At 48.2% G+C, this 16715-nt stretch carries 18 protein-coding genes; 4 read left to right on the top strand and 14 right to left on the bottom strand.

Going from position 1 to position 16715, the window contains the following annotated elements:
• Window positions 1-21 precede the first annotated feature (21 nt).
• A complete protein-coding gene (gene spxO, locus MHH91_RS16730) occupies window positions 22-186 on the bottom strand; it encodes an anti-adapter protein SpxO (protein WP_007410067.1) in 165 nt (54 codons plus the stop codon).
• Between the two features lie 178 nt (window positions 187-364).
• Here spxO and MHH91_RS16735 point away from each other — a divergent pair, with 178 nt between their 5' ends.
• On the top strand, window positions 365-1240 hold the full coding sequence (locus MHH91_RS16735; protein ID WP_013353558.1) for a TetR/AcrR family transcriptional regulator: 876 nt from the start codon (window positions 365-367) through the stop codon (window positions 1238-1240).
• Window positions 1241-1276: 36 nt separating this feature from the next.
• On the opposite strand, the gene fumC is transcribed toward MHH91_RS16735, so the two are convergent.
• Window positions 1277-2665: a class II fumarate hydratase gene (gene fumC / locus MHH91_RS16740; protein WP_013353559.1), complete on the bottom strand. Its 1389-nt coding sequence runs from the start codon at window positions 2663-2665 to the stop codon at window positions 1277-1279.
• Window positions 2666-2732: 67 nt separating this feature from the next.
• Window positions 2733-2918 carry a YvzF family protein gene (locus MHH91_RS16745; RefSeq protein ID WP_003151806.1) on the bottom strand — a complete coding sequence of 62 codons (186 nt, stop codon included), beginning with the start codon at window positions 2916-2918 and terminating at the stop codon, window positions 2733-2735.
• A gap of 116 nt (window positions 2919-3034) precedes the next feature.
• On the opposite strand from MHH91_RS16745, the gene MHH91_RS16750 reads away from it, so the two are divergent.
• The 3 genes from MHH91_RS16750 to MHH91_RS16760 are packed head-to-tail and all read left to right on the top strand — an operon-like array spanning window position 3035 to window position 6661.
• Window positions 3035-4477: a spore germination protein gene (locus MHH91_RS16750; protein ID WP_014470998.1), complete on the top strand. Its 1443-nt coding sequence runs from the start codon at window positions 3035-3037 to the stop codon at window positions 4475-4477.
• Complete coding sequence (locus MHH91_RS16755; protein WP_013353561.1) at window positions 4452-5552, top strand: spore germination protein; 1101 nt, start codon at window positions 4452-4454, stop codon at window positions 5550-5552. Before MHH91_RS16750 ends, MHH91_RS16755 begins: the two co-directional genes overlap by 26 nt.
• Complete coding sequence (locus tag MHH91_RS16760) at window positions 5549-6661, top strand: Ger(x)C family spore germination protein (RefSeq protein WP_013353562.1); 1113 nt, start codon at window positions 5549-5551, stop codon at window positions 6659-6661. Before MHH91_RS16755 ends, MHH91_RS16760 begins: the two co-directional genes overlap by 4 nt.
• 42 nt (window positions 6662-6703) lie before the next feature.
• Here MHH91_RS16760 and MHH91_RS16765 read toward each other — a convergent pair whose 3' ends face one another.
• From MHH91_RS16765 to MHH91_RS16815, 11 genes are all read right to left on the bottom strand, one after another.
• Window positions 6704-7336, bottom strand: coding sequence for a response regulator transcription factor (locus MHH91_RS16765; protein ID WP_003151798.1), 633 nt, complete (start codon window positions 7334-7336; stop codon window positions 6704-6706).
• The gene (liaS, locus tag MHH91_RS16770; RefSeq protein WP_013353563.1) at window positions 7314-8396 is read right to left on the bottom strand and encodes a two-component system sensor histidine kinase LiaS; all 1083 of its coding nucleotides are present in this window, start codon (window positions 8394-8396) and stop codon (window positions 7314-7316) included. Before liaS ends, MHH91_RS16765 begins: the two co-directional genes overlap by 23 nt.
• Window positions 8393-9124: a cell wall-active antibiotics response protein LiaF gene (gene liaF / locus MHH91_RS16775; RefSeq protein WP_013353564.1), complete on the bottom strand. Its 732-nt coding sequence runs from the start codon at window positions 9122-9124 to the stop codon at window positions 8393-8395. Before liaF ends, liaS begins: the two co-directional genes overlap by 4 nt.
• A gap of 28 nt (window positions 9125-9152) precedes the next feature.
• The gene (gene liaG / locus MHH91_RS16780; RefSeq protein WP_013353565.1) at window positions 9153-10022 is read right to left on the bottom strand and encodes a LiaG family protein; all 870 of its coding nucleotides are present in this window, start codon (window positions 10020-10022) and stop codon (window positions 9153-9155) included.
• Between the two features lie 105 nt (window positions 10023-10127).
• Window positions 10128-10805: a stress responsive protein LiaH gene (liaH, locus tag MHH91_RS16785; RefSeq protein WP_013353566.1), complete on the bottom strand. Its 678-nt coding sequence runs from the start codon at window positions 10803-10805 to the stop codon at window positions 10128-10130.
• Window positions 10806-10818: 13 nt separating this feature from the next.
• On the bottom strand, window positions 10819-11199 hold the full coding sequence (locus MHH91_RS16790; RefSeq protein ID WP_013353567.1) for a protein liaI: 381 nt from the start codon (window positions 11197-11199) through the stop codon (window positions 10819-10821).
• A 166-nt stretch (window positions 11200-11365) separates the two neighbouring features.
• Window positions 11366-12634 (bottom strand): MFS transporter, encoded by a 1269-nt coding sequence (locus MHH91_RS16795; RefSeq protein WP_013353568.1) that lies wholly within the window; start codon window positions 12632-12634, stop codon window positions 11366-11368.
• A gap of 164 nt (window positions 12635-12798) precedes the next feature.
• Window positions 12799-13368: a cob(I)yrinic acid a,c-diamide adenosyltransferase gene (locus MHH91_RS16800; protein ID WP_014471000.1), complete on the bottom strand. Its 570-nt coding sequence runs from the start codon at window positions 13366-13368 to the stop codon at window positions 12799-12801.
• On the bottom strand, window positions 13365-14591 hold the full coding sequence (locus MHH91_RS16805; protein ID WP_014471001.1) for an ABC transporter ATP-binding protein: 1227 nt from the start codon (window positions 14589-14591) through the stop codon (window positions 13365-13367). The genes MHH91_RS16800 and MHH91_RS16805 overlap by 4 nt, the downstream gene beginning before the upstream one ends.
• Entirely contained in the window at window positions 14588-15634 is a 1047-nt protein-coding gene (locus MHH91_RS16810; protein WP_013353571.1) for a FecCD family ABC transporter permease, read from the bottom strand. The genes MHH91_RS16805 and MHH91_RS16810 overlap by 4 nt, the downstream gene beginning before the upstream one ends.
• Window positions 15597-16541: an ABC transporter substrate-binding protein gene (locus tag MHH91_RS16815; RefSeq protein ID WP_013353572.1), complete on the bottom strand. Its 945-nt coding sequence runs from the start codon at window positions 16539-16541 to the stop codon at window positions 15597-15599. The genes MHH91_RS16810 and MHH91_RS16815 overlap by 38 nt, the downstream gene beginning before the upstream one ends.
• Window positions 16542-16715: the final 174 nt, after the last annotated feature.

The following is a 16715-nucleotide window of genomic DNA, read 5'->3' on the forward strand; positions in this document are numbered from 1 at the left end:
TAGTTTCATTGCAGTCTTTTTTTATGTGAAGGAGTAGCCGTTAAAATCTCTGTAGTTTGTTTTCAGCGGTTTTTGGCATTGATGAACCCATTTCTTTTCACAAATTGTCTTTTTCGGATATTTCACCTTTTCGACTTTAATTCCTCTGTTTCGCAAGCGGCTGATCATTTCATCTAATTCTTTCATTTTCAGATTCACCCTTTCGCCAGAACTTTGACCATTCGGTCAGCTCACTTTATAATATAAATAAAACAAAACAAAAAAACAAGTTACAATCAGGTTAAATTTATGGAATATCAATATGACCATTTAGTCATACATGAGAAGCACAAGCCAGCCTCCTGGCTCCGAAAGGGTGGAACCATTGAAGGAAAAAGAAAAGCTGATTATTGAAGCAGCGATCAAACTGTTTGCCCGGAAAGGGTACAAATCAACATCGGTTCAGGAAATTGCCGATGAATGCAAAATCTCAAAAGGCGCTTTTTACCTTTACTTTCCTTCCAAAGAAGCACTGCTTTTATCTATGCTGAATTACTACTACGATAAAACGTTTACCCGAATCACGACGATCCAAACGGAGGGCGACAGCCCGAGAGCCGCTTACCAAAAACAGCTTGCGGTTTTTTACGAATCGATTCTCGCGCATCAGGATTTTATTACCGTGCAGATGAAAGACGGCTCACTGCCTTATACCGAAGAAGTAGCGCAGTGCGGAAAGAGAATCCGCCGGTCGATCCTGCAGTTTCATATCGACAGTCTTCTTGCTATTTACGGAGAAAAAGCCGAACCATACACAGCCGAACTTTGCTTTTTAATAGAAGGAATCAGTCAGATGTATCTTGAATATCTCATTCTGACCGGCCGGTCCGTACAGCCTGCGCTTCTTGCAAATACCGTGATTCACAGAATTGATGACATCGTAAACGGAATGGCGGACAGACATGATGAACCGTTTATTTCTCTTGATGAGGCAAGCTCGCTGTTTGGGCCCCTTCATAACGGGCAGCCCGATCCTTTAAGTCAATCGATCTTTGAGACCCTCCGCGCGCGCATCAGCACGATGGACAAGCCGCAAGCATCTGAATTCACCGAGAGCTTGGATATTCTGGAAGCGGAAATGAAGAAAAAGTCGCCGAAACCGGCAATCATCAAAGGAATGATTTTGAATTTGAAGGAATCTGACCTGCTGGCTGAAGATGCAGAACAGCTCAGATTTTTACTGAAACAGCAGTTTATTTAGAAGAACGGCCGCAGTGACTGCAGCCGTTCTTTCTGTTTATGCTTTCGGATGCACCATATCTTCCGGACGCACCATTTCATTAAATTGTTCTTCTGTCAGAAGGTTCAGCTGTAATGCCGCTTCTTTCAGCGTCAAGCCTTCTTTGTGGGCAAGCTTGGCGATTTTTGCGGCGTTTTCATAACCGATGTGCGGGTTAAGCGCCGTAACAAGCATTAATGAGTTAGAGAGATTTTCCTGAATCGTCTCTTGGTTCGGCTCAATACCGACAGCACATTTGTCATGGAAGGAATTCATTCCGTCACTGAGAAGCTGCACTGTCTGCAGGAAGTTATAAATAATAACCGGCTTGAAGACATTCAGCTCGAAGTTTCCTTGGCTGGCCGCAAATCCGATTGTCGCGTCATTTCCCATCACTTGCGCGGCGATCATTGTCAGCGCCTCACTTTGTGTCGGGTTGACTTTGCCAGGCATGATAGAGCTTCCCGGCTCATTTTCAGGAATGACGATTTCGCCGATTCCGCAGCGCGGGCCGCTTGCCAGCCATCTGACATCGTTGGCAATCTTCATCAGGTCGGCAGCCAATGCTTTTAACGCGCCGTGAACGTGAGTGATTTCATCATGGCTTGTCAGCGCATGGAATTTATTAGGCGAGCTCTTGAATGTCTGCCCCGTTACTTTTGTGATTTCTTCAGCGACGAATTCACCGAACTGCGGGTGGGCATTGATGCCCGTGCCGACTGCCGTGCCGCCGATGGCAAGCGCGCGCATTTTTTCCGTTGACTCAAGAATCATTTCTTTAGAACGGTCAAGCATGTATACCCAGCCGCTGATTTCCTGCCCGAGCGTCAGCGGAGTCGCATCCTGCAAATGCGTACGTCCGATTTTCACAATATCCTGATACGCTTTCGCTTTTTCATCAAGTGTCGTACGGAGCTGATCAAGCGCCGGAACAAGCTGTTCATATACGGCAAGAACCGCCGCAACGTGCATCGCCGTCGGGAATGTATCGTTTGAGCTTTGGCTGCGGTTGACGTCATCATTCGGATGAATCTTCAGCTCGGAATTTTGTTCTTTCAGTAAAGCAGTCGCGCGGTTGGCCACCACTTCGTTCATATTCATGTTGCTTTGTGTGCCGCTTCCCGTCTGCCAGACAACGAGCGGAAAGTTATCGTCATATTTGCCGTTTAACACATCGTCACATACAGCGGCAATAGCCTGTGCTTTTTCAGACTCTAAGTTGCCGAGGCGTTCGTTAGCGATCGCCGTGCTTCTTTTTAAAATTGCAAACGCCTTCACAACACGCTGAGGCATTTTTTCTGAACCGATTTTGAAGTTCTCTTTGCTGCGCTGTGTCTGAGCGCCCCAAAATTTATCTGCCGGAACTTTAACTTCTCCCATGGTGTCTTTTTCAATTCTGTAGTCCATTTATGTATCCCTCCATAACAGTTGCTTCACCCTGAGTATTATTCGCCAGTAACAGATGAAACCCTTTTTATTTTTCGGCCTTGGCCGTTTTTAATTTCAGCTCAAGATAGACGCGCGAATCCTTAGAGTATTTGTACTTCGGATTTGTTTTACGGTATTCCTTCGACGTGTAAGCCACTTCGTAATGCGCTTCAAATGATTTGATGAGCTGTTCTATTTCTTCGGCATTCCCTGCCAGTCTGACTTGTGCCACATCTCTCCTCCGCTTTCATAAAAAAACTTGTACCATTAAATACTTTATCATAGTATATCATTTTTTTAACAGGAAAAGATAACCTCAATTAAGGATTGGAAGGCGGGTGACTGTCGATGGCGCAATCGGAATTCAAGGAATACATACACATTAATCTGGCTATGGTACTTCCCCATGTAGAGCAGAACGATGACCTGGTTCAAAATAAAAAGATGCTTCCGAACGGGCTTGTTTTTTATTATATGTATCTGAGTGAAATGAACGATGAAGACAAAATAAAAGAAGCGATTGAAACGCTGCTTCACGAAGAAGACGCCTTAACACTGGAAACGGTGACGAAACGTCTTGATAAGATTGACGCCCGCCCCGTCTTTACGGCGAAGGAAGCCGTCATCTCCATTCTGCGGGGGAAATGTGCCATGTTTATTAACGGCCTTGACCATGTGTACATTCTGTCCACCGGAAAAAGAGAAAAAAGAAGCGTAACAGAACCCACATCTGAAAAGGTCGTAAGAGGGCCTAAAATCGCCTTCATAGAAGATTCTGATACAAACGTCGCCATGATCAGGCAGCGGACGAACCATCCGAAGCTGAAAACGAAAAAGGTTCCGATCGGAGAAAACAAGCTGAAATACGCCACTGTCATGTACATCGATGATGAGGCGGACCCATCTGTCGTCAATGATGTTTTAAAGCGTCTCAGCAAAGTGAAGATGGATGACATTCAGGATTCCGGAACGCTTGAGGAGCTTATTGAGGATAATAAGTATTCGCCGTTTCCGCAAATACAAAATACCGAACGGCCTGATAAAGTCTCTTCCGCCTTGTTTAACGGCCGCGTCGCCATCCTTGTCGACAACTCACCGTTTGCGCTCGTGGTCCCGGCTTCTTTAGGAATTTTAATGCAGTCTCCCGATGATTATTATGAACGGTGGATTTCCGCCTCGCTCATCCGGGCGCTGCGGTTTACATCTATTTTTATCACGCTGTTTTTTTCGTCCATTTATATCGCGCTCGTTTCATTTCACCAAGGGCTTCTGCCGACGTCGCTTGCAGTCACCATCGCGGCGAACAGAGAAAACGTCCCCTTCCCGCCTATCATCGAAGCGATGGTAATGGAAATGACGATAGAGCTGCTGAGAGAGGCGGGCTTGAGACTTCCGAGCCCGCTCGGCCAGACGATCGGATTGGTGGGCGGAGTCGTCATCGGTCAGGCGGCCGTTGAGGCGAATCTTGTCAGCTCTATCATGGTGATCGTGGTCAGTATTGTCGCGCTCGCTTCATTTACGGTGCCGCAGTACGGGATGGGGCTTTCATTCCGTGTGCTCCGTTTCATTTCGATGTTTACTGCCGCGGCTTTCGGGTTGTACGGCATGATTTTATTTATGCTGGCGATCTACACTCATTTATCGAGACAGCGAAGCTTCGGTTCTCCGTATTTCTCGCCGAATGGGTTTTTCAGCTTAAAAAACGCAAACGATTCTATTCTCCGTCTCCCTATTAAAAATCAACCAAAAGAGGCGAAAAACGTAAATGAGCCAGAAAACAACTCACAATAAGCTTACAAGCTATCAAGGGACAGCATTGATTTCCAACACGATGCTCGGTGCGGGCCTCCTCACCATGCCGCGTGCGCTGTCATCAAAGGCGAATTCGCCGGACGGCTGGATCGCATTATGTCTGGAAGGCATCATCTTTATCCTATTGATTTATCTCAACACGCTCATTATGAAAAAGCATCAGTACGAATCATTTTTTGATTATATGAAAGAAGGTCTCGGCAAATGGGCGGGAAATATCGTCAATCTCATGATCTGCCTCTATTTTATAGGAGTCGCCAGCTTCGAAGCCCGGGCGATGGCGGAAATGGTCAAATTCTTTTTATTGGAAAGAACGCCCGTGCCGGTCACGCTGTTTATCTTTATCGCCTGTTCTATTTATTTGATTATCGGCGGCATAAATGATATCGGCAGGCTCTTTCCTTTCTATTTAACGATTACGATTATTATTTTGCTGGTGGTGTTTTCTTTCAGCTTTAAAATATTTGATATCGACAATCTGCGGCCGGTTCTCGGACAGGGGTTTTCTCCCGTTATGGCCTCCTTGACCGTCGTTTCTGTTTCCTTTTTGGGCATTGAGGTTATGCTGTTTCTCCCCGAGTACCTCAAAAATAAAAAGCACACGTTCCGTATGTCGGCTGCGGGTTTCGGCATCCCGATTATTTTATATATTATTACCTTCGTCCTCGTCGTCGGCGCCTTAACCACCCAGGATGTCAAAACAATGATCTGGCCTACAATCGCGCTCTTTCAGTCATTTGAAATTAAAGGGCTTTTTATCGAAAGGTTTGAGTCCTTTTTGCTTGCGGTCTGGATTATCCAATTTTTCACCACCTATGTATCGTACGGATATTTCGCGACGTCAGGCCTTAATAAAATTTTCGGGCTGAAGCAGAAAAAAGGTGTCATCTTCGTAGGCATCGCGACATTCTTCGGGTCCTTGATGCCAAAAGACGCTAACAAGCTGATGCTGTTCAGTGATATTCTCGGCTACATCTTCTTAGGTTTCTTTTTGCTGCCTTTACTGATGTTTGCAGTCGTCGCTGTGAAAAGGAAGGTGAAAAAAGCACAATGAAGAAATATATCGTCATCATCCTTTCTACATTGCTTTTGGCCGGATGCTGGGACAGCCGGAATATAGAAGATTTGAGCCTTGTTATCGGAGTCGGGCTCGATAAACCTGAGGAAGAAAACGTGGAAGTGACTCAGCAGATTCTGATCCCGCAAAAAGCAAGTTCACAGCAGTCGTCATCAAGCAGCCCGACAAAGGTGACTTCCACTTCCGGGGAAACCGTCCATCAAGCCTTAAGGACGGCATCATTAAAAAATCACCCCGCATTCTCCCAGCACTTGCGCATCATGCTGTTTTCTGAAGCGCTGTTAAAAGACGGCATCCCGCTTGACGCATTGATGAACCAATTTGTCAGGGACAATGGAACGAGAAGAAGCTGCAATGTGATGACAGTGCCGGACAAAACGAAAGATATTTTCAATGTCAGTGATCAGGGGGAGCCTGCGTCAAATACGATCTATGACTTAACAGAGAATAACGCGGTCACCATCCGAATGATGAAGCCCGTGACATTGGGGGAAATATCCGAGAAAATCACAAAAGGCGAAACCTTCGTCCTTCCTCAAGTGCGCAAAGTGGGCAGCAGGCTGGAAATCTGGGGCGCATCCATTATAAAAAATAAATTCTGGTATGCGGATTTAACGCCTTTTCAAGTCCAGAATATGAACCTGTTCACAGGCACGGTAAAGGGAGGCGTCACATTTGCAAAGCATGATAATTATTATTTATCGTTCGAGGTATTTTCCAGCAAATATGATGTGAAAACACAATATAAAAACGGGAAATTCAAGTTTATCGTCACCCGGTTTGTTGAAGGCCGTCTGTCTGAGGATTGGAACCCGAAAGAAGATTCCTTTAAGGAGTCCTATATAAATGAAATCAAAAACACGGTAAAACGCAGCATCCATTCAGATGTTATGACATTCATTGATTATCTGCAGCATGATTTAAAAGTCGATATTACCGGTTTGGATAATCAGGTCCGGATTCATTATCCTGACAAGTGGAAAAAGGTGTCGTCAGATTGGGATCATCATTTCAGTGAATCCGATATTGAATACAAAGTCAAAGTCGCCATCAGAGATTTCGGAACAAAGGGAATGTCCCAATAACCTGTCCCTTGGGAGAGTGTGCATAGCGCCGCTCTCCTTTGTTTATGTCACGAGATGATTGCGGTGGGCATATACGGCTGCCTGCGTGCGGTCACTGACATCAAGCTTTGACAATATATTCGTGATGTGGGTTTTCACCGTTTTAATCGTTATGAACAGCTCTTCTCCAATTTCTTTGTTCGTCTTGCCTTCCGCGACGAGACAGAGGATTTCCAGTTCTCTTTTTGTCAGTGTTTCATGCGGAAGCTGATTCTCTGAATGGCGCAGCCTTGACAGCACTTTTCCCGCCACCTTCGATTCAAGCTTCGGTTCGCCCTTGGCAGCCGCTCTGATGGCTTCGGCTATTTCTGCCGCTTTAGATGTTTTCAGCAAATAGCTGAGCGCCCCCGCTTCGATCACCGGATACACTTTGTCGTCATCAATAAAGCTCGTCAGCACGATGATTTTCGGATCATTGAGTTTCGCACAGATCTGTTTTGTCGCTTCGATGCCGTCCATGCCGTCCATGACAAGATCCATTAAAATGACATCCGGCAAAAGCTCTGCGGCCAGATCGACGCCCTGCTGTCCGTCTGACGCTTCACCGGCGACTTCAATGTCCGGCTGTGCTTCTAAAAATGCGGCCAGGCCCATCCTGACCATTTCGTGATCATCAATCAGTAACACTCGAATCACTGTCGTTCTCTCCTTTTGTTTTCTGATAAATCGGGACTTTCACGTCGATCTGCGTGCCTTTTCCCTTCACGGAGATAATTTCCGCTATGCCGCCGATTTCACTCGCTCTTTCCTTGATGGAATGCAGGCCATAAGAGGATGCTTTGACTTGATCCATCGTAAAACCCGCCCCGTTATCAATGACTTTAAGCTGCAGCTTTTGATGTTTCGCGCCGAGCCTGACGGTGACCTTGGTCGCCTTTGAATGCCTGAAAACGTTGGAAAGCGCCTCCTGCACGATTCGGAACAGATGGTCTTCAACGCCTTTTGACACACCCATGTCGCTGATATCCCACTCAATATCAAGCGGCTGCTTCGCTTTGAACTCTTTTAACAGCTCAATCAGCCCTTCTTTCAGACCTTTTCCTTCTAAAGTGACGGGCCGCAAATGCAATAGCAGCGCTCTCATTTCATTTTGCGCTTCGCCCGCCATATGTTCAACCATGCGGATCCGTTTAACGATTTTGTCATCTGCATCTTTCACTTGCTCTAGGACGGCGGATGTCATCATTGAAATGGCAAAGAGCTGCTGGCTGACGGCATCGTGCAGATCGCGCGCCAGCCGCTGGCGTTCTTCAGTGATGACTGATTTTTTCATTTGATCCTGCCATTCCGCCCGCTCGTTGGAGAGCTTTTGGAGCGATGTGACCTGCAGCTCGACCCGCTTGGCCATTTCGTTGAGCTGGTCTGCCGCCAGGCCGATTTCATCATCGCCGAGCGGCGGCACCCGATAGGCGAAATTGCCGTTTTCAAATTTCAAAACCGCTTCAATCAATGTATCCATTCTTGTTTTCAGACGGCCGCCGTATACATAACCGGAGATCAGTCCGGCCGAAAGGGACGCCAAAAGCAGGATGACCACGAACGGAATACCGAACCAGCCGGAAGAAAACAAAAGCATCGGGTCAAGCCCGTAATATAACAGCATCAGCGTAATAAACACAGCGCAAAGAAGCAGACTGAGCCCCGCGGTCATCCTCATGGCGCGCCACTGAATATTGGCGAGTAATTTTTTCCTCATAAATACTTCACATCCACATCGCCGATGAATAACGAAATTGATATTTTAATGCGCCGCGGCGAGTCGCCGTACTCGGGAGACACTTTATACAGGTTCGTGCTCATGCCGCTTTTCTTAGAGCCGAGCAGATTCATATCGCCGATAAAAGCTGACGAACTGACGGACACTTCGATATCGGGCGGGACGTACACATCAACATTGCCGATGACACCGCTGATTGTCATCGTGCTTTCTCCTTCGGGAATCATCGCTTTTGACAGATCGATTTTCACATCTCCGATGAATCCGGAGACATTTAAATCATTCAGCTCAAACGGATCCTTCATCATGCGCAGCTCGCCGATAAAATAGCTGCGGAGATCCGGCTGTCTGCTTTCCGGCTGGGCGGAAGGCTTTGGCTGCTCTTCTTTTTTAAGATTGATTTTCTTCTCTTTATGTTCAAACACGCGCTTTCCTTTAAGAAGCCTGTAGCCCGCGTAAATGAGAAAGGCGGCAAAGGCATAGCCGAACAGGTTGAAGGTGGCGCTGAACAGGTTTCTCAAAAACAAAAAAGCGGCGAAGATATACAGGACGGAGCCGAGCCAGCCGCGGGAATATTTATTAAAAATATAGCCTGTGATCAGAAAAAAGAGCGGCCAAAACAAGAAGTCGCCGATACCGATAATACGTAAAAACATGCTGACGCCAAATAAGGCGATGATAAGTCCGAGAATCTGTTTTTTTGCCATTTCAGCTGCTTGCCCCTCCTTTCCTTTTCTATTGCAGTGCAATATTGCCGCTCGTCACTTTTATATCAATCATTCTTGAGCCGCTGCCTTTAATGCCTGTGAAAGCCCCGCCTTCCTTACTCGTTTTCTCAAAGGAATAGGACGGCTGGATTCTCCCGCTTGCCGTTTCGGCGTTCACCGTAAAACTCCCGTCTTTCGGCAGGCTGATGGCTGCGCTGCCGCTCGCAAGCCTGACGGATACGGGGGCACTTGCCGTCTCAAGCGAGGCATCGACACTGCCGGAAGCGACCCGCACGTCAAGAGGGCCTGACACATGATGAAGACCGACATTTCCGGAGGATAAGCGGACATCCGCCGTTTTTGCCGCAAGACCGGCTGCTGTGAGATCGCCCGACAGCCCTTTCGCTTCAAACACATCCGTCTTTACATGCTTCAGCGACATGTTCCCGCTTACAGTATGGACGCCGAGATGTGAAAGAGACAGCCCCCTGTTTCCGTCAACTGCAATGCTGCCGCTTGATGAACGGACGGTGATGTCCTGATGGTAATCATACGGAATGCGGACAATCAGCAGAGGACGCTGAAAAAGATTCAGAAATTGGAACCCTTTCTCCTTCGCTTTGAGATCGAGGGTTTTCCCCCGGCTGCGGACAAACATTTTTCCCGCCGGTCCCGTCACGTTTGCCGAGATATCATTCCGCGCTTCCGCGATAATTTTCACATCCGTCTGTTCAGATGAAACGGATAAGCTTTTAACGGCACGGGGCGGTACGCTTACCGATTCTGTTTCTGTTTCGTACAGCGGAAAAAAACGCCCGGCAACCACTTCTTTCACCAAAAACAGACAGCAGATCAGAACGGACGCCGCCATCAGCCCTTTGGCAATCTTACGCTTCATTACGTTCCATCCTTTTTCATTCATTTTATTATAAAGGAAAAGCCTGATAATTGATACGTGCGTATAGGGAAGAGGCGTAAAAGCGCCGATCTTCCCTTGTGCACATTATTCATGAGCCGCTTTTTGATACTCCGTTTTTTCCAGAGAAAGCGAGCGCATTTTTTCAAGCTCAGCTTCGACCTCGTCCGAATATTGCGAACGGCTGACTTCTGTGTTCGCCTCAGCCGAAGTGCCGTATTTGACGCGAACTTCCATTTCTTCAATGCGGTTTTCCATTCGAAGGAACTCTCTGTAGGCGCTTTCGCTGTCAATTTTGTCAAAAGAAGCGTTCATATGTTCCTTCGCTTTCGCCGCGTTGGCACGGGCGATGAGCGCCTGTTTTTTATCCTTTACGTCGCGAAGACGCGTTTCCAGAGTCTCCAGCTGCTCTTTCAGCTCTGCCAGCTGTGTTTTCGCCTGGTCATACGCTTTTTCATGTTCGGCCGCTTTTCCCTCAAGGTACTTCATTTCAGTCAGAGCCTTTTTCGCAAGCTCCTCTTCCCCTGCGTCAAAGGCAAGCTGAGCTTGATTTTTCCGCTTGGCCGCCGTTTCTGAGGCGTCCTCTTGTTTTTTCTTAAACTGATGGACGATTGTGTGCTGTTTGACAATCGTTTGTTTCGCCTTGGCGATGTCACTTTCCATGTCACGCACATATTGATTCAGCATGACTTTCGGATTTTCTAATTTATCAAGCCCTTCATTAACAGATGCGACGAACATATCTCTTATTCTTTTTAAGACCATTTTGTTTTCCTCCTTATTTTTTCTTCAAAAATTCTTCCCATTCAGAATCAAAGCCGGATTGATAGCCCGGTGATGCCGCTTCCGGTTCATACTGCCGGGAATCAGCGTCTGATCCGCCCTGCTTCATCATCTTCCACCCGAAATACACCATGGCGCCAGCCAGTCCGATAGCTACGATAAACGGAAGAGAGCCGACGAGAATCATAGCCCCGATGACGCCCGCGATGATACCGGATACGGCGCGGCCTTTTGAAAACCGTTTTATTCCCCAGTAAAGCATCAGGCCTCCGATCGCCAGCGGGATGATAAATGCGAAGTGGCCCCCTCCGAAAAAGACAGAAAGTCCGAACACAATCAGCAGGAAGCCGCCTGCCGTTTTTACATTTATATTCATGCAGATCCTCCTTTCGTTTTCCTTGTCTTTACTATAAACAAATCCCGCGGACGGCAAAACGAGTCAGAGATTGATTTTCATATCAGACCGGAGTCGTATAAGCCCCCGGACCCTTACATAAAAAAACGCCGCTGCGCCAGACGGCGCAGGGCGTTTTACGGAAATGCTAGATTCTGACGCTCGCTTCTTTTTCCCTGATGAGATCGGAGCGTTCCGCTTTGGCCAGCTTCGTAAAAAACAATATTCCGAGACCGGACAGGACTTCGACGAGACCGCCGGCGGCGATGACTTTTCCGGAACCGAAAGCGTTAGCCGCGTATCCGCATAGAACCGCACCGAGCGGAATGGATATGTTTGAGATCATATGGATGACGGCATAAACTTGCGGCTGGTCATCATTGTCCACAGACGTCTGAATAATGGTATATTCCGGCACATTAATAGCACTGACGGCAGATCCGAACGCAAACGCGGCGAGGAAGACGAGCGGCAGAAAAGTGTTGATGCCCGTGATGAAAAATGCCGCCCCTTCTATGATTCCCGCCGACACAAACAGGAGACCGTATTTGTTCACCTTCACTTTTGCCAAAATAAAACCCATTAAAAAGGCTCCGCCCGTGCCTGTCGCTTTCAGAAGCGAGTAGATGATCGGCGGCATGTGTAAATCTTCAGCGACATAAACGGCAGAGAGCGCCTCCCATGGAGCGGCCGCAAAATTCATGAAGATACAGTAGATAGCGAGCGGGTATAAAATCTGGTGTTTTCTGACAAGCACAAAACCCCGTTTGAGTCTTCCGAAATACGTTCCGCGCTGTTTAACGGCGACGGTCTTCTGTTTATCCTGATGAACTTGGTATGCAATAAAGAGTACGAGAAAACCTGATAGAAGATAGAATATAAGTGCGATAAACAAAGAATAGGCGGGACTGATAAAAGTTAGAAACACCCCGCTCAGCGTAATAGCGGCAAGCCTGACGATCTGGCCGGATGACTGGATGACCGCATTCGCTTTCTGCAGGCTGTTTTCTCCGACAATATTGGGGATTAACGAGATGGATGCAGGATTATAAGCGGCTCCCGTGGCTGAATGCACGATCATGAGGAGCATGACAAACCATAAAGGAGAGAAACCGTTAAAATAACAGACCGGAATGATTAACACGACCGCCGCGCGCGTGAGGTCGGAAAAATACATCCAGAATTTCAGCGTATGCTGCTTCATAAAAGGCCCGGTAATCGGCGCCAGCATCGCCTCCGGAAGGAACGTGACCGCAATCAGCAGAGCCGTGCCGATCGCGCCTTCTCCGTCAAAAATCAAAAACCATAGAATGGAATTAAAGGCAAAACCGTCTCCCGACAATTTGACAAGCCTTGAGATAAACAGAAAGGTGAAATTTTTATTCCAGATGCTCTCGCTCTTATTATATGTATCCATCTATCAAATCCCCCATTATTTTACAGCATTTCTTATAATATCTCATTTTTTAATTTTTCAGTCAATAATGCATAAGATACATTTTCCTACTGGCAATAAGGGTTCAAATGATGGGTATCTCCACAAAAAAACAGCCGGCATGCTGCCGCCGGCTGAATGAAACGTTATTCATCCTCACGGAATACTGCGGCGCTTCTCTCATACTCTATATCCTTAACGCCTTGTCTTGTGTTGATTGCTCTTGCCGCCGCAAAAAAATAATCAGACAGGCGGTTCAAGTAACGCAGCACCGTATCGTTTATCTCTTCTGTTTTGCCCAGTTTCACGGTGAGACGCTCCGCCCGTCTTGTGACGGTCCGCGCGATGTGAAGCTGAGCAGCCGCCTTATGCCCGCCCGGAAGAATAAATTTCTCAAGCGGGGGCGCTTCAGCCGTATAACGGTCTATGCAGTCTTCCAATACGGAAATAGATTTCTCTCTCAATTTATAGTTCTTATGCTCAGTGACAGTCGCCAAATCGCCGCCGCAGTCAAACAGCTCGTGCTGAATGTTTCGGAGTTCGGCTTTCAGATCACCGCAATTCTCACAATCAGCAAGCTCCGCAAGCGCAAGCCCGATAAAACTGTTCAGCTCATCAATCGTCCCGTAGCTCTCAACCCGCAGACTGTCTTTATCCGTTCTGCCGCCGATCAGGCTTGTCTGTCCTTTATCGCCGGTTTTCGTATAGAGCTTCATCGATCTATTCCTCCTTCTTCCTCCGCTTTTACACATGCCGCGATCCCGCTTCTGACGGCTTTTTCCGCATGACGGGCGTCCACTGCCTCTCCCGTCTGCAAAGCGGCGATGACAATATCACCATTTGCCTGCATTCCGGAAAGAGCCTGCATTCTCGCTTCTGCCGCTGCCGTTAAGAGCCGTACAAATCCCTGTTCAGATAAACGTCCGCTGACGAGTGCCCAAACGGTGTGCCGCGCCGTCACGGCAATCGTAACCGAATCAAACGTCCGGCAGACCAAACCAGCGGCCGCTGAGCCGGAAAGCCGGCGGCTCCATGAAAAACCAGATCCGTCAGATGCGGTTGACAACATTCTAAACGGCCGGTCTGTATGAAGCGTTACGGTATTTCCGCTTTTGTTTATCAGAGAGGCGAACGGAACGGTGACGGATTCTCTTTCTTCCCGCACTTCCGGCTTGAAGGCGATCAGCGGTTTCGGCGACGCTTGTTGGTCAACAGCGCTGACGGTGATGCCGTAAATATCTTCAATCGTCTCTTGTTTCAAAGCCTGCTCCGGCGGCTGCTTCGAAAAAGCGCGTCCGTCCTTCATCATCAGGAGCTGATCACAGTATTGTCCCGCGGCGTTGAGGTCGTGAAAAATACTGATGACCGTAAGACCCCTTTCTCTCGTCAGCCGCTTTACCGTATCGAGCAGGTCTTTTTGATATTTGAGATCAAGAAATGTCGTCGGCTCATCCAGACAAAGCACCTCGGGCTGCTGAGCCAGCGCCTGCGCCAAATAGACGCGCTGCCTTTCTCCGCCGCTCAGATTGCGGACGGATTGCTGCGCATATCGGGCGATGCCCGCCATTTCCATCGCTTCCCGGATAATGTCTTCGTCGTTTTGGTCCGTCTGTCTGAAGAGTCCTTTTTGAAACGGATATCTGCCGAAGGACACCGTTTCTTTGACGGTAAATGTAAAGGCTTGTTCCGTATGCTGCGGCAAAACGGCCATGATTTTCGCAAGCTCCCGCGGCTTGTATCTGCCGATGGGCTTGCCTGCTGCGAGCACCTCGCCTTTTGAGGGAGGGAGCACCCCCGTCAGCAGTTTCATCAGTGTTGTTTTTCCTGAGCCGTTCGGACCGAGTATGCCGACAAATTCACCCTTTTCGGCGGTAAAGCTGACATCCTCTACAATCATCCGCCCTCCGTACCCGCCGGACAGGCTGCTCACCCTGATCATAAGCGTTTCCCTCCATGGTGCTGACGAAGCAGAATCAAGGCAAATACAGGCGCTCCCGCCAATGCCGTCATAATGCCGATCGGCAATTCGACAGGTTCAATAACGGTGCGGGAAAACAAATCCGCCAAAATGAGAAAACCGGCGCCCGTCAGTGCTGACAGCGGCAGTAAATGGCGATGATCCGTTCCCCATAAAAGCCGCGTCACATGAGGAATGACAAGGCCGACAAACCCGATCGTCCCCGATACGGCAACCGCTCCTCCCGTCAGCAGAGATCCGGCGGTAATCATCAGCAGTTTTCTCTTTCCCGTACTGACGCCTAAAAGCCTTGCCTTTTCTTCTCCATAGGTCATAATGTTTAATTCTCTGCCGTTGATAAGCAGAAGCGCCGTCCCGGCCAGAAAAAAAGGCAGAAACAGCGCGACATAGCCCCAGCCCCTCATTGACACACTGCCTAACAGCCAGCGGACAATCGGGAGCAGATCATTTCCCGTTAAAGCGATCACAAGCGAAATGAGGGCTCCGAGAAAAGAATTCATGATGATGCCTGTCAAAATGAGCGTCGAAACCGACATGGACGCATGAACGAGGCGGCTGAAAAAAAGAACCGCCGCCATGACCGCAATGGCTGCGGCAATGCTGACGACCGGAAGTGTGAACCGGCCGATGACGGGAATCTGAATGCCGAAAAACAAAGTGATAACGGCTCCCGCCGAGGCTCCTGAAGATACCCCGAGTGTATAAGGGTCGGCGAGCGGATTTTTCAGAAGCCCCTGAAACGCCGCTCCCGCAATGGATAACGCGGCACCGACAAGGGCTGCCAGAACGACTCTCGGCAGACGGATATTCATCATAATATTTACATTCATGGGATCAACAGAGGAGGTCCGGCCGATCCCGATCAAAAAAACGTCGGATAAAGGGATATGCAGACTGCCGATTGAAATGCCGAGTGCCGTACAAACGGCTAAAAACAGCAGGCTGATCGTGTAGGCCAGCGGGCGGTTACTTTTTAAACGTTTCAGGATAAACGCTTTCTGCAAGCTTCTCGACCCCTTTTACCAGACGCGGGCCAGAGCGTGTGACAAGGTCAGGATCAACAGAATAGACGTTGTGGTGTTTGACCGCATTGACGGCACCCCAGCCGGCGCGTTTTTCCACTTCAGCGGCCTTTACGCCGTCTGTCGTAATGATGACATCCGGATTCATTTTGACAATCGCTTCATCCGTCAGCTGCACCCAGCCGGTCTGGCTGCCGGCGGCGTTTTTCGCATGTATATCTTCAAGCATTTCGTTCATAAACGTGCCTTTTCCCGTCGTGTATCCGTCAGGAGAAACTTCGACGAATACTTTCTTTTCATCTTTTTCAGAAATGGCCGCCGCTTTCTTTTCTATGGCGGAAAGGTCGGATTTCATCGATTTGATCAGCTTGTCCGCCTGCTTTTCTTTGCCGGCCGCTTTTCCGATCATGCTGATTGATTTGTACACTTCTTGGAACGATTGAGCGTCATTGACCGTTAATACGGTGATGCCCGCATCTTTTAATTGCTTCATCGCATCGGCGGAAGCGGACATAGAGGACGCGTGGGCAAGCACGAGATCCGGCTTCAGCGCGATGACTTTCTCAGCGTTCACATTCATATCTCCGACTTTCGGTTTTTTTACCGCTTCTTTCGGATATGTATCATTTGTCGTGACGCCTGCGACCTTATCTCCGAGCCCCAGCGCGTATGTAATTTCCGTATTGCTCGGCATGAGGGAAACGATTTTTTCCGGCGCCTGCTTTATGGTTACTTTTTCGTTTGCGGCATCCTTAATGGTTACCGGAAATGCTTCGGCTGAGACGGCTTTTTGTTTTGCCGCGCTTCCTTCTTCTTGTGCGCCGGAACAGCCGGCGACCATAAAGGCGGTGACAAAGAGCGCCGCCCAGACGGCAGTGATTTTCTTCATTCTTTTAACTCCCCCTGGTTATGGTAAACGATTGTCTCTTTGACATTCGTATCCTTTTTTCGCAGTAATTATACTATAAGTCTGTCAGGCTTGTATATCCGGCCTTTTTTTCATTAAAGCAAATTGTTCGTAAACACTAAAACCCATCATGTATACTGTTACACAATCATGTTA

It is taken from the genome of Bacillus sp. FSL K6-2819 (assembly GCF_038008305.1).
In the GTDB taxonomy this organism is placed as follows: Bacteria; Bacillota; Bacilli; order Bacillales; family Bacillaceae; genus Bacillus; species Bacillus amyloliquefaciens.